The organism is Mycobacterium sp. 29Ha (genome assembly GCF_032883055.1).
Lineage (GTDB): Bacteria > Actinomycetota > Actinomycetes > Mycobacteriales > Mycobacteriaceae > Mycobacterium > Mycobacterium gallinarum.
This window is the reverse complement of record NZ_JAMQTI010000005.1, coordinates 245,170-265,247: the sequence shown is the minus strand read 5'-3', so window position 1 is coordinate 265,247 and position 20,078 is coordinate 245,170. Positions and strand designations below refer to the sequence as shown.

At 66.5% G+C, this 20,078-nt stretch carries 19 protein-coding genes; 9 read left to right on the top strand and 10 right to left on the bottom strand.

The annotated features are described in order from the left end of the window. Nucleotides 1–5 precede the first annotated feature (5 nt). Nucleotides 6–887, top strand: coding sequence for a formylglycine-generating enzyme family protein (locus M1248_RS09125; protein WP_317148139.1), 882 nt, complete (start codon nucleotides 6–8; stop codon nucleotides 885–887). 4 nt (nucleotides 888–891) lie between these two features. On the opposite strand, the gene M1248_RS09120 is transcribed toward M1248_RS09125, so the two are convergent. Continuing rightward, the gene (locus tag M1248_RS09120; protein WP_317148138.1) at nucleotides 892–1,356 is read right to left on the bottom strand and encodes an SRPBCC family protein; all 465 of its coding nucleotides are present in this window, start codon (nucleotides 1,354–1,356) and stop codon (nucleotides 892–894) included. Between the two features lie 61 nt (nucleotides 1,357–1,417). Between M1248_RS09120 and M1248_RS09115 the strand changes: the two genes are divergently transcribed. Genes M1248_RS09115 through M1248_RS09105 form a run of 3 tightly spaced genes read left to right on the top strand, consistent with a single transcriptional unit; the run spans nucleotide 1,418 to nucleotide 4,277 of the window. Then, nucleotides 1,418–2,185 (top strand): SDR family NAD(P)-dependent oxidoreductase, encoded by a 768-nt coding sequence (locus M1248_RS09115; RefSeq protein ID WP_317148137.1) that lies wholly within the window; start codon nucleotides 1,418–1,420, stop codon nucleotides 2,183–2,185. A gap of 28 nt (nucleotides 2,186–2,213) precedes the next feature. Next, on the top strand, nucleotides 2,214–3,041 hold the full coding sequence (locus M1248_RS09110; protein ID WP_317148136.1) for an SDR family oxidoreductase: 828 nt from the start codon (nucleotides 2,214–2,216) through the stop codon (nucleotides 3,039–3,041). Between the two features lie 9 nt (nucleotides 3,042–3,050). Further along, on the top strand, nucleotides 3,051–4,277 hold the full coding sequence (locus M1248_RS09105; RefSeq protein ID WP_317148135.1) for an AI-2E family transporter: 1,227 nt from the start codon (nucleotides 3,051–3,053) through the stop codon (nucleotides 4,275–4,277). On the opposite strand, the gene M1248_RS09100 is transcribed toward M1248_RS09105, so the two are convergent. Together M1248_RS09100 and M1248_RS09095 are read right to left on the bottom strand one after the other, a co-directional pair. After that, entirely contained in the window at nucleotides 4,258–5,085 is an 828-nt protein-coding gene (locus M1248_RS09100; protein WP_317148134.1) for a dienelactone hydrolase family protein, read from the bottom strand. The two genes, M1248_RS09105 and M1248_RS09100, sit on opposite strands and share 20 nt — an antisense overlap. 23 nt (nucleotides 5,086–5,108) lie before the next feature. Next, nucleotides 5,109–5,756, bottom strand: coding sequence for a DUF4245 domain-containing protein (locus M1248_RS09095; protein WP_317148133.1), 648 nt, complete (start codon nucleotides 5,754–5,756; stop codon nucleotides 5,109–5,111). 54 nt (nucleotides 5,757–5,810) lie between these two features. On the opposite strand from M1248_RS09095, the gene glpX reads away from it, so the two are divergent. The 4 genes from glpX to M1248_RS09075 all read left to right on the top strand — a co-directional run bounded on the left by glpX (nucleotide 5,811) and on the right by M1248_RS09075 (nucleotide 11,582). Continuing rightward, nucleotides 5,811–6,839, top strand: coding sequence for a class II fructose-bisphosphatase (gene glpX / locus M1248_RS09090; RefSeq protein ID WP_317148132.1), 1,029 nt, complete (start codon nucleotides 5,811–5,813; stop codon nucleotides 6,837–6,839). A gap of 31 nt (nucleotides 6,840–6,870) precedes the next feature. Further along, complete coding sequence (locus tag M1248_RS09085) at nucleotides 6,871–8,289, top strand: class II fumarate hydratase (protein ID WP_317148131.1); 1,419 nt, start codon at nucleotides 6,871–6,873, stop codon at nucleotides 8,287–8,289. Nucleotides 8,290–8,443: 154 nt separating this feature from the next. After that, on the top strand, nucleotides 8,444–11,203 hold the full coding sequence (locus M1248_RS09080; RefSeq protein WP_410506644.1) for a helix-turn-helix transcriptional regulator: 2,760 nt from the start codon (nucleotides 8,444–8,446) through the stop codon (nucleotides 11,201–11,203). A gap of 97 nt (nucleotides 11,204–11,300) precedes the next feature. Next, on the top strand, nucleotides 11,301–11,582 hold the full coding sequence (locus tag M1248_RS09075; protein ID WP_410506643.1) for a hypothetical protein: 282 nt from the start codon (nucleotides 11,301–11,303) through the stop codon (nucleotides 11,580–11,582). On the opposite strand, the gene M1248_RS09070 is transcribed toward M1248_RS09075, so the two are convergent. The 4 genes from M1248_RS09070 to M1248_RS09055 all read right to left on the bottom strand — a co-directional run bounded on the left by M1248_RS09070 (nucleotide 11,560) and on the right by M1248_RS09055 (nucleotide 16,644). Continuing rightward, nucleotides 11,560–12,873 (bottom strand): PhoH family protein, encoded by a 1,314-nt coding sequence (locus tag M1248_RS09070; RefSeq protein ID WP_083126816.1) that lies wholly within the window; start codon nucleotides 12,871–12,873, stop codon nucleotides 11,560–11,562. The two genes, M1248_RS09075 and M1248_RS09070, sit on opposite strands and share 23 nt — an antisense overlap. A 190-nt stretch (nucleotides 12,874–13,063) precedes the next feature. Continuing rightward, entirely contained in the window at nucleotides 13,064–13,900 is an 837-nt protein-coding gene (locus M1248_RS09065; RefSeq protein ID WP_317148129.1) for an acyl-ACP desaturase, read from the bottom strand. A 54-nt stretch (nucleotides 13,901–13,954) separates the two neighbouring features. Continuing rightward, complete coding sequence (locus M1248_RS09060) at nucleotides 13,955–15,403, bottom strand: glycine hydroxymethyltransferase (RefSeq protein WP_317148128.1); 1,449 nt, start codon at nucleotides 15,401–15,403, stop codon at nucleotides 13,955–13,957. 26 nt (nucleotides 15,404–15,429) lie between these two features. Then, nucleotides 15,430–16,644, bottom strand: coding sequence for a DUF885 domain-containing protein (locus M1248_RS09055; RefSeq protein ID WP_317148127.1), 1,215 nt, complete (start codon nucleotides 16,642–16,644; stop codon nucleotides 15,430–15,432). Nucleotides 16,645–16,674: 30 nt separating this feature from the next. Here M1248_RS09055 and coaA point away from each other — a divergent pair, with 30 nt between their 5' ends. Continuing rightward, the gene (gene coaA, locus M1248_RS09050; protein WP_163730398.1) at nucleotides 16,675–17,613 is read left to right on the top strand and encodes a type I pantothenate kinase; all 939 of its coding nucleotides are present in this window, start codon (nucleotides 16,675–16,677) and stop codon (nucleotides 17,611–17,613) included. A gap of 66 nt (nucleotides 17,614–17,679) precedes the next feature. On the opposite strand, the gene M1248_RS09045 is transcribed toward coaA, so the two are convergent. The 3 genes from M1248_RS09045 to M1248_RS09035 form a co-directional block, all read right to left on the bottom strand. After that, complete coding sequence (locus M1248_RS09045) at nucleotides 17,680–18,090, bottom strand: hypothetical protein (protein ID WP_163730399.1); 411 nt, start codon at nucleotides 18,088–18,090, stop codon at nucleotides 17,680–17,682. 91 nt (nucleotides 18,091–18,181) lie between these two features. Continuing rightward, a complete protein-coding gene (locus tag M1248_RS09040) occupies nucleotides 18,182–18,619 on the bottom strand; it encodes a hypothetical protein (RefSeq protein WP_317148126.1) in 438 nt (145 codons plus the stop codon). 69 nt (nucleotides 18,620–18,688) lie between these two features. Continuing rightward, nucleotides 18,689–20,044 carry a hypothetical protein gene (locus tag M1248_RS09035; RefSeq protein ID WP_163730401.1) on the bottom strand — a complete coding sequence of 452 codons (1,356 nt, stop codon included), beginning with the start codon at nucleotides 20,042–20,044 and terminating at the stop codon, nucleotides 18,689–18,691. Between the last annotated feature and the right edge of the window lie 34 nt (nucleotides 20,045–20,078).

Here is a 20,078-nt window from a genome sequence, read left to right as displayed (position 1 = left end):
AAGCCATGACGCCTGACGACCTCGTCTGGATCCCCTCGCAGACCGCGACGCTGGGATCGGATCGCCATTACCCCGAGGAGGCGCCGGCGCGGGTGGCTGACGTCGAGGGGTTCTGGATGATGGCCAGAGCCGTGACCAACAGTCAGTTCGCCGAGTTCGTCTATGCCACAGCGTATCTCACGGTCGCCGAGCGGCCGTTGAATCCCAGGGACTACCCGGACGCGCCGCCGGAGAATCTGCTGCCGGGGTCGATGGTGTTCACTCGCACAAAGGGCCCGGTGGACCTTCGGCACCTCAACCTGTGGTGGACGTGGACGCCCGGGGCGTCGTGGCGCCACCCTGTCGGTCCGCTCTCGTCGATCGACAAGCGCGTCGATCACCCCGTGGTACATATCGCATACGAAGACGCCGAAGCCTATGCGGCGTGGGCCGGTATGTCCCTGCCGACGGAGGCCGAATGGGAAACCGCCGCCCGCGGCGGACTCGACCACACCGAATACACGTGGGGTGACGAGCCGGAATCACCTGATCAAAGGCTGGCCAACTACTGGCACGGCGACTTCCCGTGGCGGCCGGAGAAGGGGTACGGGCGCACCGTCCCGGTCGGCAGCTACCCGCCCAACGGCTACGGGCTGTTCGACATGGCCGGCAACGTGTGGGAATGGACCACCGACTGGTACGGCGAAACCCGCGACGACCAACCCTGTTGCGCTTCGGACAGTTACGATCCGCGACAACCCCAGTTCCAGGTGCCGCGCAAGGTGGTCAAGGGGGGCTCGTTCCTGTGCGCCGACGTCTACTGTCTGCGATACCGCCCCGCCGCCAGACGTCCGCAGGCGGTTGACACCGGCATGAGCCACATCGGCTTTCGCTGCGTCAAACGCTGATGATCTAGCCCTTTTCAGCGGCCTTCTTGATTGCGGCGAGCGTGGCAGGTATCCCGCTCTCCGCCGCCGCGCGCCGCTTCTCGATCTCGGCGTCGGCCTGCTCGCCAAACCGCTCGCGGAAACCCGCTATACCTGCGGGCAGGAAGATCCATTCCTCAGTGAGCAGCGAGCCCGCTCCGTGGGGCGCGAAGGTGAAGCACCAGTACACCCAGCCGTTATTGACCTCCCACGCGAACCTGCGGCCGGGCTCGGCGGCCACGACCTGACTGCGGGTCTCCCACGTACGCCCGGGGATTTCGTTGCGGCCCGTGAACCATGCGCCTTCGCGCGGGCCTGCGCCCTCGTCCCACCAGCATTCCCGGCAGACGGGACTCCACTCGCCCATCCGCGTCACATCGGACACCATCTCGTAGAGGTCCTCGGGTGAGGCCGCCACGTGGACCGTCTGCGACATATTCAGATCGCTCATTAGTCGAGTGTGTCAAAGCGCTAAGTTAGAACACGTTCCACTGCGTCGAAAGGGCAACCGTATGAGCAACGGGCGAGTGGCAGTCGTGATCGGAGGTGCGTCCGGCATCGGCTGGGCGACGGCGCAGGCCCTGGCGGTCGACGGCTGCCGCGTCACGATCGCCGACCTCAATGCGGACGGGGCGCGCGAGCGGGCCGGGGAACTGGGCGAGCACCACACCGCTGCACAGGTGAACGTGACTGACGAGGCCTCGGTGGAACGCCTGTTCGACGAGACCGGGCCGGTCGACGTCGTCGTGAACTGTGCGGGGTTCGGCAGCCTCGGCCTGATCACCGATCTTTCCGTCGACGAGTTTCGCGGCGTTGTCGACGTCTGCCTCAACGGGTCGTTCATCGTCGCCAAGTACGCGGGACTGAAGCTGCGCGAAGGCGGATCGCTGGTCTCGATCAGCTCCTTGAACGGACGCCAACCGGCCGTCGGGATGAGCGCCTACTGCTCGGCCAAGGCCGGGCTGTCGATGCTGACCCAGGTCGCGGCGCTGGAGTGGGGGCCGCGCGGCATCAGGGTCAACGCGGTGGCGCCCGGTTTCGTCGACACGCCGCTGACGGCGGGCTCGTCGCTCATCCCCGGCCTGGTCGAGGACTACACCGAGAACACCGCGCTCGGGCGTGCGGGTAGGCCGGAGGACATCGCGAACGCGGTGGTGTTCCTGTGCTCGCCGCAGAACTCGTGGCTCACCGGTGAAGTGCTCGATCTCAACGGCGGCGCACACCTGAAGAAGTACCCGGACGTACTGGGACATGTGATGAAACTGGCGGAGGCGCGGTGATGAGTGCTTGCGCGAAGAACAGACAGCTATGAGCTTCGCCGGTAAACAGGCCATCGTCACGGGCGCCGGATCGGGGATCGGCGCAGCGTTGTGCCGCGCGCTGGTTCAAGCGGGCGCGCATGTGGTCTGCACCGACATAGACGGTGAGGCCGCCGAGCGGACCGCCGCGCCGCTCGGCGACAACGCACGGGCCGCGCGACTCGACGTCACCGACGCGGCGGCGGTGCAGGCCGTCGTCGACGACGTGCTCGACCGCTCCGGCCGACTCGACCTGATGTTCAACAACGCGGGAATCTGTTGGGGCGGCGACACCGAGCTGCTGACGCTGGACCAGTGGAACGCGATCATCGACATCAACCTGCGCGGCGTCGTCCATGGCGTTGCGGCGGCCTACCCGCTGATGCTGCGCCAGGGCCACGGCCACATCGTCAACACCGCGTCGATGGCAGGCCTTGCCGCGGCCGGTCAGATCACCAGTTACGTGACGACCAAACATGCCGTCGTCGGGTTGTCGATGGCGTTGCGCTCCGAAGCAGTCCCACGCGGCGTCGGCGTGCTCGTGGTGTGCCCGGCCGCCGTCGAGACGCCGATCCTCGACAAGGGCGCCATCGGCGGGTTCGTCGGCCGTGACTACTTCTTGCAAAGTCAGGGCGGCAAGCCGTACGACGCCGACCGGTTGGCGCAGGACACCCTGCGCGCGGTCGAGAAGAACAAGGCGATCCTGGTGAAGCCCCGGATCGCGCGCGTTCAATGGCTGTTCGCCAGGCTCGCACCCACACTGATGAATCGCATGTCGATGCGGTTCATCGAGGGTCAACGCGCCAAACAGGTCGAGGCCCGAGCGAAAGTTCTGTAGAAATAGCGCGTGAACACCGAATTCACGCTGACTCAGAAGCGTGCGCTTGCCGTCGCGACCGTCGTCGCGATCGCCTTCGGCGCGTACTTCCTGCGTGGGTATTTCATTCTGATCGTGGTCGCCGCGGTGGCGGCCTACCTGTTCCAGCCGCTCTACACGCGGCTCAACAAGAAACTCGGTGCGGGATTGTCGGCGACGCTGACGCTGCTGGCCGCATTCGCGGCGGTGATCGTGCCGTTGAGCCTGTTCGTGTTCCTTGCGGTCATCCAGATCACCACCATGGTCGAGCGGGTCGCCGTCTGGGTCGAGCGCACCGACCTGTCGGCCCTCGGCGACCGGTCGTTGGCATTGGCCAACGAACTGCTACACCGCGTGCCGTTTGTCGACTACACGATCACCCCTGAGTCACTGCAGGATTCGATGACGACCGTTGCACAGGAAGTCGGCAAGTGGTTACTCGACCTACTCCAGGGCGCGGCCGGCGGTGCGTTCGGCGCTATCACTGCGGCGATCCTGTTCCTGTACGTGTTCCTGTCGCTGCTGACCAACCGGGACAAGGTGCTGCTGCTCATCCGGCGACTGAATCCGCTGGGCGAGGAGATCACCGACCTGTACATGTCGAAGATGGGCGCGATGGTCAAGGGCACCGTCATGGGCCAGTTCGTCATCGCCGTCTGCCAGGGTGTCGCAGGCGCGGCGTCGATCTACATCGCCGGGTTCCACCAGGGCTTCTTCCTGCTCGCCGTTCTACTGTCGGCGCTGTCGGTCATTCCGCTCGGAAGCGGCATCATCACCATCCCGTTCGGTGTCGGAATGATCCTGTTCGGCAATGTCTACGGCGGCATATTCGTGATCCTGTTCCACCTCATCGTGGTGACGAACATCGACAACTTCCTGCGCCCCATACTGGTTCCCCGCGCTGCCCGCCTGGACTCGGCATTGATGCTGCTGGCGGTGTTCGCCGGCATCGCGATGTTCGGCGCGTGGGGCATCGTGATCGGGCCGGTGCTGATGATCGTCATCGTCACCACGATCAGCGTGTATCTGGCCGTATACAAGGGCGTGCCGATGGATCAGCCCGACGAGAAGGACACCCAACCCAAGAAGCGAAACCCGTTGTGGCGGTTGGGCCGCCGCATCAAACAGAAGCGCGAACAAGCCAAGGAAGAGCCCCAGAGCGAGGACGAACCCGAGAAGGACGAAAAGTCGCCCGCGGCTACGTCAAGCGCTGATTGAAGAACTCGATGACGCGCTTCATCACGTCGTCGGTGGGGTGGCCTTCCTGCTCGCGGCGCTCCAGGGTCAGCACGGAGTGCGCCATCTTGCCGAAGCCGTGCTCGTTGCCCTTCTTCGAGTTGATCTCGATGACCTCGAACGCATCGCCGAGCCGATCTTTGAGAGTCTTGAATCGTTCGGCAGGCACCAACGGGTCCTCGCTGAAGCGCAATCCCAGCGCGCACAGTCCCTCGTTGGCCGCGCGTCGTTCGACGATCTTCAGCTCGGCTTCGGACAGGCCCGGGTCGCGCCGCTGTTTCGGCGTCAGCGGAAGCGGCAGCGATGGCTGGCTGAGAACGGGCGCGAGCACGCTGTCGTCGACCGCAGCCGCCAGCGCGAAGCCACCGGTGAAGCACTGCCCGATCACACCGACGCCCTTGCCCGGTGTGTTCTCATTGAGATCGCGGGCCAGCGCACGCAAGTAGTGCGCGACCGGACGGTCGGCATTGGTCGCAAAGCCCGCGAATTCCTTTGCCACACAACCACGCAACATGACCGGGACCGCGCCGGGACGCATGGCCGGCGCCCCGGGAGTGCCGAACAGCGACGGTATGGCCACCGTGAACCCGTTGTCCACCAGATGATTTCCCAGGGCGAACACGCCGGGATGGGCGCCGGGCATTTCCGGGATCAGCACCACGCCGGGGCCCTCACCCCTGCGATACACGTCGTGGGTGAAGCCGGCAGCGGCGAACGGCGAAACGGTCCAGCCGGTGAGGTCTGCTTCCGGAGCCGCCTGGCCGGCGACATCGGGATCGGGCGCGGTCATGGCGTCTCCTACTTGGCAGTCGGCTATTTGGCAGGCAACGGCGACGCGGTCTGCGTCGCCGCAGCCAGCGTACGAAACTCGTCGGGGGTAGCGGCGCCGGTCAGCGCAATCTGCACCGGACCCGTCGGACCGTTCAGCCGCGTCGTCCACAGCGGCTCGGCGGGTCGCCCCTCCCGATCTCCGCCCTCGTAAACCACCCACGACACGCCGTCGACGTCCTCGGCGCCCGTCGGGCGCATGTCGGGTCGCATCGAAGCGACGAGCTTGTCTTCGTCGGCGTTGCTCTGCGTCAGGCTCACGTACATACCGCTCGGCGCCAGATAGCCGACGGTCGAGCTGACCGCGCGCAGGCTGTCCCCCGACGTCGGGTCGATGCGACCCCCGTCGATGCCGTTCCTGCTGCCGGAGTTCGGCTGCCAACCCAGGGGCAGCTGCGGCACCCTGATCGGGATCTTGAGGGCGTCCGCGTCGGCTTCAAGCGCACCAGGTGCGTCGTAGGTTGGCACGGGACCCTCGGCGGGTCCGCTGGCCTGAAACGAGCACATTCCCAGCACCCCGGCCAGCACGACGCAGGCCAGTATCAGCGGCGCGATCGACCAGAACATATCCCGGCCGTCCTGCAGTAGCCGCGACTTCGCTGGCTTCGGAGCCGGAGCCGGCTGGGTGGTCATGGTAGCCAGTATCCCAGGTCCCAACTGGCGGGCGGCTAATGGGACAATCTGCCCATGACGCCCGCGCGCGGTGAAGCACCCGACCGTAACCTCGCCCTTGAACTCGTGAGAGTCACCGAAGCCGGTGCCATGGCGGCAGGACGATGGGTAGGCCGCGGTGACAAGGAGGGCGGCGACGGGGCCGCCGTCGACGCAATGCGTGAGCTGGTCAACTCTGTATCGATGCGCGGCGTCGTCGTGATCGGCGAGGGCGAGAAGGACAACGCGCCCATGCTCTACAACGGCGAAGAGGTCGGCAACGGTGACGGGCCGGAGTGCGACTTCGCGGTCGACCCGGTCGACGGCACCACCCTGATGAGCAAGGGCATGCCCAACGCCATCTCGGTGCTCGCGGTCGCCGAGCGCGGTGCCATGTTCGATCCGTCGGCGGTCTTCTACATGAACAAGATCGCCGTCGGCCCCGACGCGGTGAATGCGATCGACATCACGGCGCCCATCGGCGAGAACGTCCGCGCCGTTGCGAAGGTGAAGGGGATGTCGGTGCGCGACGTCACCGTGTGCATCCTGGACCGGCCGCGTCACGAACAACTCATCGCCGACGTCCGAGAGTCGGGCGCCCGGATCCGATTGATCTCCGACGGAGATGTGGCGGGCGCCATCTCCGCGTGCCGCCCCAACTCGGGGACCGACATGCTGGCCGGCATCGGTGGCACTCCCGAGGGCATCATCGCCGCGGCCGCCATCCGCTGTATGGGCGGCGCCATCCAGGCAGTGCTGGCACCCACCGACGACAAAGAGCGTCAGAAGGCCGTCGACGCCGGCCACGATGTCGACCGGGTGCTCACGACCGAGGACCTGGTCTCCGGCGAGAACGTGTTCTTCTGCGCCACCGGTGTCACCGACGGGGACCTGCTGCAGGGGGTGCGCTACTCCGGCGGAGGCTGCACCACCCAGTCCATCGTGATGCGCAGCAAGTCCGGCACGGTGCGCATGATCGAGGCCTACCACCGCCTCTCCAAACTCAACGAATACTCCGCGATTGATTTCACCGGCGACAGCAACGCGTTCTACCCGCTGCCGTAACCACAAACACACCTAAGAACAGGGAGCACAAATGCCCGACAGCGCTGCGGAAAGCACCGAATACCGCATCGAGCACGACACCATGGGCGAGGTCCGGGTGCCGATCAACGCGCTCTGGCGGGCACAGACCCAGCGTGCGGTGGAGAACTTCCCGATCTCCGGCCGTGGGCTCGAGCGCACCCAGATCCGTGCACTGGGCCTGCTGAAAGGCGCTTGCGCACAGGTCAACAAGGATCTCGGTCTGCTGGCGCCCGACAAGGCCGACGCGATCATCGCCGCCGCCGGCGAGATCGCCGACGGTCTGCACGACGACCAGTTCCCCATCGACGTGTTCCAAACCGGTTCGGGCACAAGCTCGAACATGAACACCAACGAGGTCATCGCAAGCGTCGCCGAGCGCAACGGCGTGAAGGTGCATCCCAATGACGACGTCAACATGTCGCAGTCGTCCAACGACACGTTTCCCACCGCGACGCACATCGCGGCCACCGAAGCCGCGGTACGCCACCTGATCCCGGCGCTCGAGGTCCTACACGAGTCGCTCGACTCCAAGGCCCACCACTGGCGCACGGTCGTCAAATCCGGCCGTACCCACCTGATGGACGCCGTCCCGGTCACGCTGGGCCAGGAGTTCAGCGGCTACGCCCGCCAGGTGGAAGCCTCCATCGAACGGGTGAAGTCCACGTTGCCGCGGCTGGGTGAACTGGCCATCGGCGGGACCGCGGTGGGCACGGGCCTCAATGCCCCCGATGATTTCGACGAGCGCGTCGTCGCCGTGCTCACGGAGCTGACCGGCCTGGCCGAACTGCGCGTCTGCGCAAACCATTTCGAGGCCCAGGCGGCCCGCGACGGGCTGGTCGAGGCGTCCGGAGCGCTACGCACCATCGCGGTGTCGCTGACCAAGATCGCCAATGACATCCGGTGGATGGGCTCGGGCCCGCTGACCGGCCTCGGCGAGATCCAGCTCCCCGACCTGCAACCCGGCAGTTCGATCATGCCGGGCAAGGTCAATCCGGTGATTCCGGAGGCGATCACCCAGGTCGCCGCGCAGGTCATCGGGAACGATGCCGCGATCGCTTTTGGAGGCGCCTCGGGTGCTTTTGAGCTCAACGTCTACATCCCGATGATGGCGCGCAACCTGCTCGAATCGTTCAAGATCCTCACCAACTCGTCCAAGCTGTTCGCTCAGCGCTGCATCGACGGCCTGGTCGCCAACGAAGAGCGCCTGCGCGAGCTGGCCGAGTCCTCGCCGTCGATCGTGACGCCGCTGAACTCCGCGATCGGCTACGAGGAGGCCGCGGCGGTCGCCAAGCAGGCGCTCAAGGAGAAGAAGACCATCCGTCAGACCGTGATCGACCGCGGGCTGATCGGCGACAAGCTGTCCCTCGAGGAACTCGACAAGCGTCTCGACGTGCTGGCGATGGCGAAGGTCAAGGACGGCACCCGCTGAGCGCTCGCGCGAAGAGCATCCAATTGCGCTGAGCAGTTGCTTAGAGCCGCCGTGTAGCGGGTACACGCACACTGCCACCGCGTGACCCCGGTCCCATCCGGGGAGTTGTGCGGTGCAGGGGTTGTGTCAGTTGTCTACGTGCCGGGAACTGTGGATGCCGGAGGCTGGTCTACGAGGCCGCCCGATGGAGGATCGTTCGGTCAAGGCGTTCTTGACCTCGACGACCGTCGGGCCATCGGCGCTGCTGATCGAAGGCGAGCCGGGGATCGGCAAGACCACGCTGTGGTTGGCCGCCATCGAGGAGGCAACGGCCCGAGGGTTCCGGGTGCTGTCCACGCGCGCCGCGGCCGCTGAATCGGTTCTTGCGTACACCGCCCTGGCGGACATGCTCGACGACGTCGACGCCCACACGTTGGCCGACCTGCCCGCACCTCAGCTGCTCGCGGTGGACCAGGTGCTGTTGCGGGCGGGCACGGGTGAGGTGACCGACCAGCGCGCCGTCGCGGCCGCGTTTCTCGCCGTCATCGAGCGCCACGCCGAAACCGGCCCGGTGCTGTTGGCCTTCGACGATCTGCAGTGGCTCGACCCGTCCAGCGTGCACGTGATCGCATTCGCCGCGCGACGTCTGACCGGGCCGGTCGGAATACTCGGCAGCGTGCGCACCGAGGTCCACGACGGCGCAAGCGCGGCATGGCTGCAGTTGCCGCGCCCCGAAGCCCTCACCCGTATTCGCCTGAATCCGTTGAATGTTCACGAACTGCACACCGTGATTTCCTCGCGCCTGCAGCGGCCCTTCTCACGGCCCGCGATGGGGCGTATTCATCAGGTGTCCGGCGGAAATCCCTTCTATGCCATCGAATTGGCCAGGGCGCTGGACGACGGGACGATCAACACCACGATGGCATCGTTACCGCGAACGCTCAACGATGTCGTCCGCAGCCGCCTCGGCGGCCTCGACCCCGATGTGCACGAAGCCTTGCTCGCGGCGTCGTGTATGGCCGCGCCCACGGTCGAGATGGTGGCGATGGCGACGATCGGCGACGGCGACCAGCTTGTCGACCTGCTCGAGATCGCCGAGGGCAAAGGCATCATCTCCATCGACGGCAACCGGATCCATTTCACGCACCCGCTGCTGGCCAGGGGCGTCTACACCGAGGCGCGCCCCGCAACCCGCCGAGCGATGCACCGTAGGCTTGCCGAGCTCGTCGACGAGACCGAGCTGCGCGCAAGGCATCTCGCGCTGGCCGCCACCAGAGGCGACGATCTGACGCTGCGCGCGCTCGACGAGGCTGCCGACTCGGCGCGGGCGCGTGGGGCACCCGAGGCCGCGGCCGAACTCGTGGACCTGGCCATCGGCCTTGGTGGTGACGCGCCAGAACGCCGGCTCCGCTCGGCGCTGAACCACTTTGACGCAGGCGACCATGAGCGGGCGACGACGATTCTCGAGGAGACCGTGGACCGGCTGCCGCCCGGAGATCTGCGGGCAGAGGCGCTGTGTCGCTTGGCCGTTGTGAGCCTCTACACCGAGGGCTTTTTCGAGGCGACAACTGTGCTGCAGCAGGCACTCGACGACGCGGATGACAACAGTCCGCTGCGCGTGCAGGTGCTGATCACGCTGGCCTATTCGCTCATGCACGCCAACCAGGTTCGCGAGGGTAAGGACGTCGCACGGCAGGCAGTCGAAGATGCCGAGCGACTCGCCCAGCTGCACCTGCTCAGCCTGGCGCTGGGCATGCGGGTCATGTTGGACTTCGTCGCCGGCGAAGGTTTAGATGGCGCAAGCCTGCAACGCGCGCTCGAACTCGAGGACGAGGACACCTTCACACCGCTGGTGTTCCGCCCCAGAATGCAGCACGCACTACTGCTGGAGTGGACCGGTGAACTGGCGGCAGCGCGGCAGGAACTCGAAGCGATTCGGCTGCGCTGCATGGAGAAGGGCGAGGACGGCGAATACGTCTTCATCGCCCAGCACGTCGTGATGAGCTCGGTATGGGCGGGCGACTTCATCAACGCCAACCTGGTGGCCGAAGATGCCATGGAACGCGCCCGTCAGCTCAGCGGCGGCACGCCACTGTTTCTGGCTCACAGCATGCGCGCACCCTTGGCCGTGTTCGCCGGACAGGAGGCCGAGGCGCGTCGCACTATTGCGGCAGGGCTCGAGATCAGCAGGCAGACAGGAACTTTCCGGCTCGGGGCGCGGCTGCTTGCTACCCTCGCTTTCCTCGAGGTATCGCTGGGCAACTACCCGGAGGCGCTCGCCGCGGTCGCTCCACTGCTGTCGGGCTTCGATCCCGCGTCCACGCCGACCGAACTGCCCGGCGCAGCATTCCTGCCCGATGCCATCGAGTCCCTGGTGCAGTTGGGCAGGCTCGCCGAAGCCGCGCCGCTCGTCGACGCACTGGAACGCAACGGCCGTGCCTTCGACCGGGCCTGGATGTCGGCCGTCGGCGCGCGTGGCCGCGCCATGACGCTCGCGGCGACGGGTGACCTCCACGGCGCTCACGTCGCGGCGCAGCAGGCGATGACCGAACACCAGCGGGTGGACATGCCGTTCGAGCGGGCGCGGACCCTGCTGCTGCTCGGCCAGCTCGAACGTCGAATGCGCAAGAAGGAGGCGGCGTCGAGAAGCCTGCGGCTGGCGCTCGAGGTCTTCGAGCGGCACAACGTGCCGCTCTGGGCCGACCGCGCGCGCGCCGAGCTGGCGCGGGCCAACGTCGGCCCGCAGGGATCCGGCCAATTGACCCCGTCTGAGCAGCGTGTCGCCGAGCTTGCCGCGTCGGGCATGAAGAACCGTGACGTCGCCAATGCGCTGTTCATCAGTCCCAAGACCGTCGAGGCGAACCTGGCCCGGATCTACCGCAAGCTCGGCATCCGGTCGCGTGCGGAGCTGGGCCGCCACATAGGTCGGGTCTAGAGCGACTCGACGATAGGGAAACACCCTATTCCCCAGCGCCGTCCTACGAATTAGCGTCAAGTCGCCCGGACCGAACAGGCTTCCCCAGGAGGACTAGGTGAGCGTCGACCAAGCTGCCTCGATCCCGACTCCCGTGGTCTCCGAGAGCATCGCTCTGGTGACAACGGCGACCAGTGCACCAGCGCTGCGGACAGGTTTCGCGGTGCTGGGGTTGGCGTCGCTGCTCGATCTGCCGAGGGCGGACCGGGCTGACCGAATCGTGGCATTGAGCGCTGCGGCGGCCGCGGGCTGGTTCCTGGTCCGGGGTTCAATGTCGCCGGCCACGCGGCGCCCGGGCCGGCGCCGCGCCTCGTCGATCAGGGCAGGGCGCCCGGGCTGATTTCCTCGAGCATCTCGGTGACGAGAGCCGCGATCGGCGAACGCTCGCTGCGAAGCAGGGTGATGTGGGCGAATAGCGGGTGACCCTTTAGCTTTTCGATCACCGCGGCCACACCGTCGTGACGGCCCACGCGCAGATTGTCGCGCTGGGCGACGTCGTGGGTGAGCACCACCCGAGATCCCGCACCCAACCGCGACAGCACCGTCAGCAGCACGTTGCGTTCCAACGACTGCGCCTCGTCGACGATGACGAACGAGTCGTGCAGGGACCGACCGCGAATGTGTGTCAGCGGAAGCACTTCGAGCATGCCGCGCGACAGCACCTCCTCCAGCACCGCAGGGCTGGCCAGGCCCTCGAGCGTGTCGAAGACCGCCTGCGCCCAGGGGCCCATCTTCTCGCTCTCGCTGCCGGGTAGGTAACCGAGATCCTGTCCGCCGACCGCGTACAACGGCCGGAACACCACAACCTTTCGTTGGGTCCGGCGCTCGAGCACTGCCTCGAGGCCTGCGCACAACGCGAGCGCGGACTTACCGGTACCCGCCTTGCCGCCCAGGGACACGATGCCCACCGATTCGTCGAGCAGGAGATCCAGTGCCACGCGTTGCTCGGCCGACCTTCCGCGTAGGCCGAACACTTCGCGGTCGCCACGAACCAACTGCACTCGCTTTTCGGCGTTCACCCGTCCCAGCGCGGACGAGCTGCCACCGAGGAGCCGGATTCCGGTGTGGCACGGCATGTTCCGTGCCGATTCGAGGTCGATTTCACCATCGGCGAAGAGCGTGTCGATCTCGTCGGGTGTGACGTCGACCTCGTCCATCCCGGTCCAGCCCGACGTGACGACGTCCTGCGCGTGGTACTCGTCGGCAGTCAAGCCGACCGCGCCCGCCTTCACCCGCAGTGGGATGTCCTTGCTGACGAGTGTGACCAGTTTGCCCTCCGCGGCGAGGTTGGCCGCGACGGTCAGGATGCGCGCATCGTTGCTGTCGTTGCGGAATCCCGCAGGCAACACCGTCGGATCGCTGTGGTTGAGCTCGACATGCAGTGTTCCACCTTGCGTCCCAACGGGTATCGGCTGATCCAGCCGGCCGTGTTCGAGTCGCAGATCGTCGAACATCCGCAGTGCCTGCCGCGCGAACCAGCCAAGCTCATGATGATGCCGCTTGGCTTCCAGTTCGCTGATGACCACGAGCGGGACCACGACGTCATGCTCGGCGAACCGGGTGCAAGCCCACGGATCGGAAAGCAGAACAGAGGTGTCGAGAACATAGGTCCGCAAGGGCGAATCAGTCACGTAGCGCTCCTCGAGCCCGCGCGGCCCCACGCGATCCGTTCGGCGGACGCTGCGGTACTAGGACCGGGGCCGGTCCTCTCGTGATCAAACGATCGGTACCGCCCGGATAGCAGAGCATGTCGCTAGCCATCGAAAACGACGCTACTCCCGTGCCGCCATATGCGCCGCGCAGGCGCGCCGTGGCTACGAGTTAGCGCTGTGTGAACTGCTGGAGCGCGGGCTCGTCGGCCACACCCCACGCGGTGATGCGATCGGCGATGACCTGGCGCAGTTGCTCGGGCCCGAAGATGCCGGCCTCGGCCATGTGCTGCACCTTGTCGGCGTAGGCGTCGATGTCACCACCCACGACGTCGAGCTCGGCGGCGCGCTTGGCGATGGCATCGATGGTCTCGTCGCGATTGGTCGTCAGCAGGTGCGCGACGAGGTTGGCGAAGAACTCCTCGTGCCGTTCTTCGTCTTTGGCGATGCGGCCGACGAGTGCCGCGAGCGTCGGCAGGGAGAGCTGCGTGATCTGCGCTTCGAGGTTGCGGCAGAAGACGGCGTGCTCGCGCTCGAAGAAGGCCATGAACGCCAGGCGCTCGATCTGGCTGTAGGTGTCGGCGCGATAGCCCTTCATCACGTGCTCGACGCGGACATCCTCGTTGGCGGCCGGATCGATCTCACGGGTGACGACCAGATAGTTGCGCAGCGCGATCGCGTGAAGGTGCTCCTCGGCGGTCCACCGGCCCAGCCAGCGGCCGAACTTGTGTTCGAGGATGAAGCTGAAGACGAGCTCGCGGTGATAGCCGGCGAGATTGTCCTTGTTGATCAGCAGGATCTCCAGCGCATCGGTGACTACCTTGGGCAGCGTCACCTGGGACGGATCCCAGTCTTTTCCGCCGAGGAAGGCGAAGTTCTCGCCCTGCTCGAACGGGACGTAGTCGTGGGCGTACCACAGGTCTTCCGAGTCGATATGACGACGCAGCTCCCGCTGCACGACCGGCTCGAGTTCGAGGATCAGCGCATTAGCGACAGGTCTCTGTGCCATGAAAGTAACTGTAACCCGAATTCACAGGTTTCCAAAAATCGCGCGGGGCGTGTCTTACAGCGTGAGCCCCGGATACAGCGGGTTCGCCGCGAGCAGTTCGCCGGCCGCGGCGTGCACACGGTCCGCGGTGCCGTCGGCCAGCTTGTACTTGGCCTTCGAAGTGCCCTCAGCCTCCGTGTTGGACAGCACCTCGACGATCAGCTCCGCGACGCGATCGAAGTCGTCGGCGCCGAATCCCCTGGTGGTCAGCGCGGGTGTGCCCAGCCGGACGCCGCTGGTGTACCAGGCGCCATTCGGGTCAGCGGGAATCGCATTGCGATTGGTCACGATCCCGGAGTCCAGCAGCGCCGACTCGGCCTGCCGTCCGGTCAGCCCGAAGGACGTCACATCGAGCAGCACGAGGTGGTTGTCGGTGCCGCCGGTGACCAGCGCCGCGTCGCGTTTGGTGAATCCGTCGGCCAGGGCCTGCGCGTTGTCGGCGATGGACTGCGCATACGTCTGGAACGCCGGCCGGCGGGCCTCGGCCAGCGCAACGGCCTTGGCGGCCATCACATGCGAAAGCGGTCCGCCGAGCACCATCGGGCAGCCCTTGTCGACTGCGGGTGCGTACTCCTCGGTGGCCAGGATCAGTCCGCCGCGCGGCCCGCGCAACGACTTGTGGGTGGTCGTGGTGGTGATGTGGGCGTGCGGGATCGGATCCTCGTCGCCGGTGAACACCTTGCCCGCAACCAGGCCGGCGAAGTGCGCCATGTCGACCATCAGCGTCGCACCGACCTCGTCGGCGATCTCGCGCATCTTGGCGAAGTTGACCCGCCGCGGATAGGCGGAGTAGCCGGCGACGAGTACCAGCGGCTTGAACTCGCGGGCGAGAGCGGCGACGGCGTCGTAGTCGATAAAACCCGTCTCTGGGTTGGTGCCGTACTGGCGCTGGTGGAACATCTTGCCGGAGATGTTGGGCCGGAAGCCGTGGGTTAGGTGGCCGCCGGTGTCCAGCGACATGCCCAGCAGCCGCTGGTTGCCGAGCTTGCTGCGCAGGGTCTCCCAGTCGGCTTCGGACAGGTCGTTGACGTGCTTGGCGCCGAATTCGGCCAGACCCGGGGCCTCGACCCGGGTGGCCAGGATCGCCCAGTAGGCCACCAGGTTGGCGTCGATGCCCGAGTGCGGTTGGGCGTAGGCATACGGCGCGCCGAACAGTTCGCGTGCGTGCTCGGCGGCCAGCGCCTCCACGGTGTCGACGTTCTGGCAGGCGGCGTAGAACCGGTGACCGATGGTGCCTTCGGCGTACTTGTCGGAGAACCAGGTGCCCATCGTCAGCAGCACCGCGGGCGAGGCGTAGTTCTCGCTGGCGATCAACTTGAGCGAATCCCGTTGATCGGCAAGCTCTTTGCGGGTGGCGTCGGCGATTCGAGGCTCGACGGACTCGATCACCCGCAGGGCGGCGCGGTAGGCCTCGCTGGCGGTGTCGGCGTACTCGGCTCCCAGACCATTGGACTCTGCAGTCATGCAGTTCAGCCTAGTCGGGCGAGATTTCAGGCGGTCCGCAGCGTCGACGGGATCAGTGGCTCGTCGAGTAGCCGGCCGAACCGCTGGGTCAGCGAAACGTCCGCAGGTCGCGCCTCCAGCCATGCCCGCAGCAGCCGATAGCCCTCGACGTAGGTGCTGGTGTAGGCCCGCCACAGCGGCGACGACAGAAACCGCAGCATCTGGCGGGCCCGCTCGTCGTTGACCAGCAGCCAGTGCTTGAGGAATTCGACGACGTCGTCGACGTCACGATGTTCGTCGTGCAGCATCAGCGCGGCATCCTGGCGCACGTCGGCCAGCGTCGCCGCCGCCTCGGAGACAGCCTGCGCACGATCGCCGTCGAAACTCAGACTCAGATCGGCGTAGATCTCGGCGGCCCAGGACCCCCAGTTCGGGCCGATTGCGGCGTACAGCGCCAGGTCGGCCAGCCCCTCGGCCATCAGGCATTGCGGAGTGTTGACGAGGAAGATCGTCTGCTCAGCCTGATTTCGTCCGGCCACTAACCCGAATTCTTTGCGGCAGTGCTCGGTGTGGTGGCCGGGATAGGACTCGTGCGCCACCAGTCGCGGCAGGTTGGACATCTGCTGCTTGAGGTCGGCGTTCACGGCCACCGTCGAGGTGTAGTTGCCCAGGTAGTAGTTGAAGCCCGACCAGGGCTTGTCGGTGACCACTTCGTAGGTGATGGTCTCGGCGTCCGGCAGCGGATATTCGGCGCGCACCCTGTCGCGAAGTGCGCTGGAGAACGCATGGATGCACTCCTCCAGGCGGTCGGGCGGCACCTCCTCACCGGCCCGGTAGGCGGTCATCCGCTCGGCGAGCGGCCCGGTGCCGCCCAGCGCCTCATCGAGCTTGGCGTGCGCCTGCCGGTACTGCTCGGGGTCGCCCTTGGCGATGCGCACGTCGAAATATGCGTCGACCTCGTCGACGAAACCGACGTTCTGGCCCGAGAACTTGCGGCCGGCGCAGGCCAGGGCCCGCAGGTGGGCGGCGATGAACTCGGCGCGGCTCTGCTCCAGGTCGGTGCCCGCATCCAGTTCGGCCAGCAGCCGTTCGGCCTGGTGGGTGAGATCGGCGGGCTCCGGAGGCGGTTCGTTGGCGACGATGCGGCGCAGTTCGGGATCGCCGGTGAAGGAGTCGACGTAGCCATCCTCGACCCGGTCGAAGCGCAGTCCGAGCATCAGATATTCACGGATCAAGGTGCTATTCGACAAGCCCGAGTTCATGTGCTCAACGCTAACTGCAAGACTGGGCGTATGCCGCGGCTGAGCGAGCCGAGCCCCTACGTGGAGTTCGACCGGACTGAGTGGCGTGCGTTGCGTATGTCGACCCCGCTGAAGTTGACCGAGGACGAGCTGCAGCGACTCCGTGGTCTCGGCGAGAAGCTCGACCTGCTCGAGGTCGAAGAGGTCTATCTACCGCTGGCCCGGCTGATTCACCTCCAGGTCGCTGCCCGCCAGGCGCTGTTTGCGACGACTGCGCAGTTCCTCGGCGAGCCGCAGCAGAATCCGGACCGCCCGGTGCCGTTCATCATCGGCGTGGCGGGCAGCGTCGCCGTCGGTAAGTCCACCACCGCGCGTGTGCTGCAGGCGCTGTTGGCGCGCTGGGAGCACCACCCCCGCGTCGACCTGGTCACCACCGACGGCTTCCTGTATCCGAACGACGAGTTGGCCCGCCGAAACCTGATGCATCGCAAGGGCTTTCCGGAGAGCTACGACCGCAGGGCGCTGATGCGGTTCGTCACGACGGTGAAGTCGGGCTCCGACGCGACCTGCGCGCCGGTGTATTCGCACCTGCTCTACGACATCGTGCCCGGCGAGAAGCAGATGATCCGGCATCCGGACATCCTCATCCTCGAGGGTCTCAACGTGCTGCAAACCGGTCCGGCCCTTATGGTTTCGGACCTGTTCGACTTCTCGGTCTACGTCGACGCCCGCATCGAGGACATCGAGCAGTGGTACATCTCGCGGTTCCTGTCGATGCGGGCCGGCGCGTTCGCCGACCCGGCGTCACACTTCCACCACTACTCGACCCTGACCGACGATCAGGCCGAGTTCGCCGCTCGCGACATCTGGCATTCGATCAACCGGCCCAACCTGATCGAGAACATTCTGCCGACCCGACCGCGGGCCACGCTGGTGCTGCGCAAGGATGCCGATCACGCGATCAACCGGCTGCGCCTACGAAAACTCTGAACGCCGAATGGCCACTCATGCCACGTATTTCGCGAGAAACCGTGCCATAAGTGGCCACTCGAGCCGCTACTTCTTGATGCGGCGCACACCCTGGTACTGCAGCTCGGCCATGACGAGGGTGTAGACGCCGGTGGCCAGCGTCGCCACCACGCCGAAGGTCGTCAGCGGGAACACGTCGACGAGGACGAACACCACGGTCAGGACTGTGTAGAGCACGTTTCCGGCGGCGATCACGATGCCGGTCAGTTTCACCGAAGGCCGGGCGGCGAAAGCGAAGACTCCGGTCGCGAAAGCGATGAAGAAGGCGCCAACCCCATACTCGAAGGCGGTTGTCGTGCCCGACATCTCGGCGATCCAGCCGGCAAGGGCGATGCCGACGATACCCATGACGACACTACAGGTCGCGTCGAGTCGTAGCGCGAAGCGCAGAAACGAGTCGTTGGAGGCCCGCAGTTTGGGAGTGGTGGTGGCGGTCATGCGATTTCCTTTCTCGGGGTGGGTGGTGGACCGTTCCGGAGCCGACGACGCAACCTCTTACGGCGGCGGCTCCGGACCAGTCATGTGGGGGTCACGCCAATCGGCGCACCCCGAGGTACTGCACGTAGGCGAAGCCCAACGTGACGACGGTGAAGGCGATGGTCGCGACGACACCGAACTCGCTCAGCGGCAGCCAGTCCCCCACAAGCGCGACGGTCACCAGGATCGCGAAGGCGATGTTTCCGGCCAACACACCGGTACCGACGCGACGGACGTCGGGCAGACCGGCGAGCAGGTACAGCGTGGCGCCGTAACCGACGAGCGCCGCACCGGCGATCCACTCAGAAGTGGGCGACAGGCCCGACAGCCGCGACAGCGGATCGGCGGCCATGGCGATCAGCAGACCGAGGCCGGCGCACAGGGTCGCGTCGGCGCGGAGGGCGAACCGCAAGAGCGAGCCTTCCGGAGCCTCCCCGGCGGCGAGATCGGATCGAGCTTCCCGGACTGGGCGGGTGGTGATGGCGGTCATGGCTTCGATGCTGCGCAGATGTCACTGCCAGATCGACGCCAGCCGCTGCCAGCTACTGCCAGCCGCAGGTCAGAGGTCTTGTGCGGCCACCAGGTTTCCGCGCAGATCGGCGGCGATCACGCGGGCTGCCGAGTTCTGCCAGTTGTGCAGCGACCGTTGGGGCACCTCGGTGACGAACCACTGCCAGGCCTGACGCGCGACGGGATCGAGCCCTGCGGCGGTCGCGTTCTGCGCGTAGGCCCGCACACCGACGACGTAGGGGAAGTACAGCGAGTTGTAGTAGCGCCATTCTTCGGTCGTGCCGAACTCGCCGCCGTCGCGCGGCTTGAGGCGGGCGATGCGATCGGCGAGCAGAGCCTTGAGCTCGTTGGCCCGCTCCAGCGGCTGGTCGGGGGCGCCGCGCGCGGCGAGCCGCTCGTCGATAACCGGCAGCGCGGTGAGCGGGCTGGCGACCAGCTTGGACAGGTCGCCGTAATGGCCGAGGGCTCGGCGGGTGAGACGGACGAAGGTGTCGTCGTCGATGTGGTCGAGCGGGCCGGCCTTTCGCAACGGCAGCGCCGCACCGGTGCTGCGCAGGGCGGCACGGTCGGCACGCAACCCGGGTGAGCGGAAAAACGCCAGCCGGTCCAGCACGCCGGCCAGCGGATCGGCCAGCACGTTGATCGAGATCGCGATGGCCAGGCTGGTGAACAGCATCACCGTCAACGCGGTCTGCGAGCCGGTGACCGACAGGCCGATCAGCGCCTGCCCTCCGAACAGCACCACGACGACGCCCGTTGCGACGAAGGACCGCAACATGTCGGCGCGCAGAGCCTGCCCCTCATCGAAGGCGTCCCACATCGCGACGGCCACACCGAGCAGCACGACGTCGAATCCCGTCGACGCCAACGCCAACCAGCTCGGGACCAACCCGAGCGGGATGACGATGATCGCGTTGCCGAGTGCGAAGAACAACGTTGCGACGATGATGTAGGGCACCACCGGCCTCGGTTGCCACGATCCGAACACCGCGCGCAGCATCGCGCCGAGCGAGGACAGCGAGATGACGCCGAACATCACCCAGTGACCGAGACGCACCGGGCCGTCGACATTGCCCGCCATCGCCGCACCCATGAAGGCGCCCACCGCGACCGCGGTCACCGCCACGAGTTCGGTCGCCCTGCTTCGCCACGTGTCGCGGGGCCGCGACAGTTCGAGAAGTACGGCGAACCAGGCGATGCCCGGCACGGTGACGAGGTAGACCTCGACGCTGCTCAGCACGGTCGAGCCACTTTGGGTACGAACGGCGTCCAGCGCGACGACCGTCGCGAAGCTCGTCAGGCCGACAGCGGCCAATACCAGGACGGGCTTACGAGGATCACGGGCCAGCAGATACAGCCCCAGCCACCAGCTGAGTGAGAAGACGAGCGCCGACAGCGCAGCCATAGGTCCCAGTGTCGCAGGCATGAGCGCTTGCGCG

Coding starts and splice junctions, on each gene's coding strand:
- coaA (WP_163730398.1), top strand. CDS start 16,675: ATGCCGCGGCTGAGCGAGCCGAGCCCCTACGTGGAGTTCGACCGGACT.
- M1248_RS09100 (WP_317148134.1), bottom strand. CDS start 5,085: ATGACCGCGCCCGATCCCGATGTCGCCGGCCAGGCGGCTCCGGAAGCA.
- M1248_RS09125 (WP_317148139.1), top strand. CDS start 6: ATGACGCCTGACGACCTCGTCTGGATCCCCTCGCAGACCGCGACGCTG.
- M1248_RS09055 (WP_317148127.1), bottom strand. CDS start 16,644: ATGAACTCGGGCTTGTCGAATAGCACCTTGATCCGTGAATATCTGATG.
- M1248_RS09085 (WP_317148131.1), top strand. CDS start 6,871: ATGCCCGACAGCGCTGCGGAAAGCACCGAATACCGCATCGAGCACGAC.
- M1248_RS09065 (WP_317148129.1), bottom strand. CDS start 13,900: ATGGCACAGAGACCTGTCGCTAATGCGCTGATCCTCGAACTCGAGCCG.
- M1248_RS09035 (WP_163730401.1), bottom strand. CDS start 20,044: ATGGCTGCGCTGTCGGCGCTCGTCTTCTCACTCAGCTGGTGGCTGGGG.
- M1248_RS09095 (WP_317148133.1), bottom strand. CDS start 5,756: ATGACCACCCAGCCGGCTCCGGCTCCGAAGCCAGCGAAGTCGCGGCTA.
- M1248_RS09080 (WP_410506644.1), top strand. CDS start 8,444: ATGCCGGAGGCTGGTCTACGAGGCCGCCCGATGGAGGATCGTTCGGTC.
- M1248_RS09115 (WP_317148137.1), top strand. CDS start 1,418: ATGAGCAACGGGCGAGTGGCAGTCGTGATCGGAGGTGCGTCCGGCATC.
- M1248_RS09110 (WP_317148136.1), top strand. CDS start 2,214: ATGAGCTTCGCCGGTAAACAGGCCATCGTCACGGGCGCCGGATCGGGG.
- M1248_RS09040 (WP_317148126.1), bottom strand. CDS start 18,619: ATGACCGCCATCACCACCCGCCCAGTCCGGGAAGCTCGATCCGATCTC.
- glpX (WP_317148132.1), top strand. CDS start 5,811: ATGACGCCCGCGCGCGGTGAAGCACCCGACCGTAACCTCGCCCTTGAA.
- M1248_RS09120 (WP_317148138.1), bottom strand. CDS start 1,356: ATGAGCGATCTGAATATGTCGCAGACGGTCCACGTGGCGGCCTCACCC.
- M1248_RS09045 (WP_163730399.1), bottom strand. CDS start 18,090: ATGACCGCCACCACCACTCCCAAACTGCGGGCCTCCAACGACTCGTTT.
- M1248_RS09060 (WP_317148128.1), bottom strand. CDS start 15,403: ATGACTGCAGAGTCCAATGGTCTGGGAGCCGAGTACGCCGACACCGCC.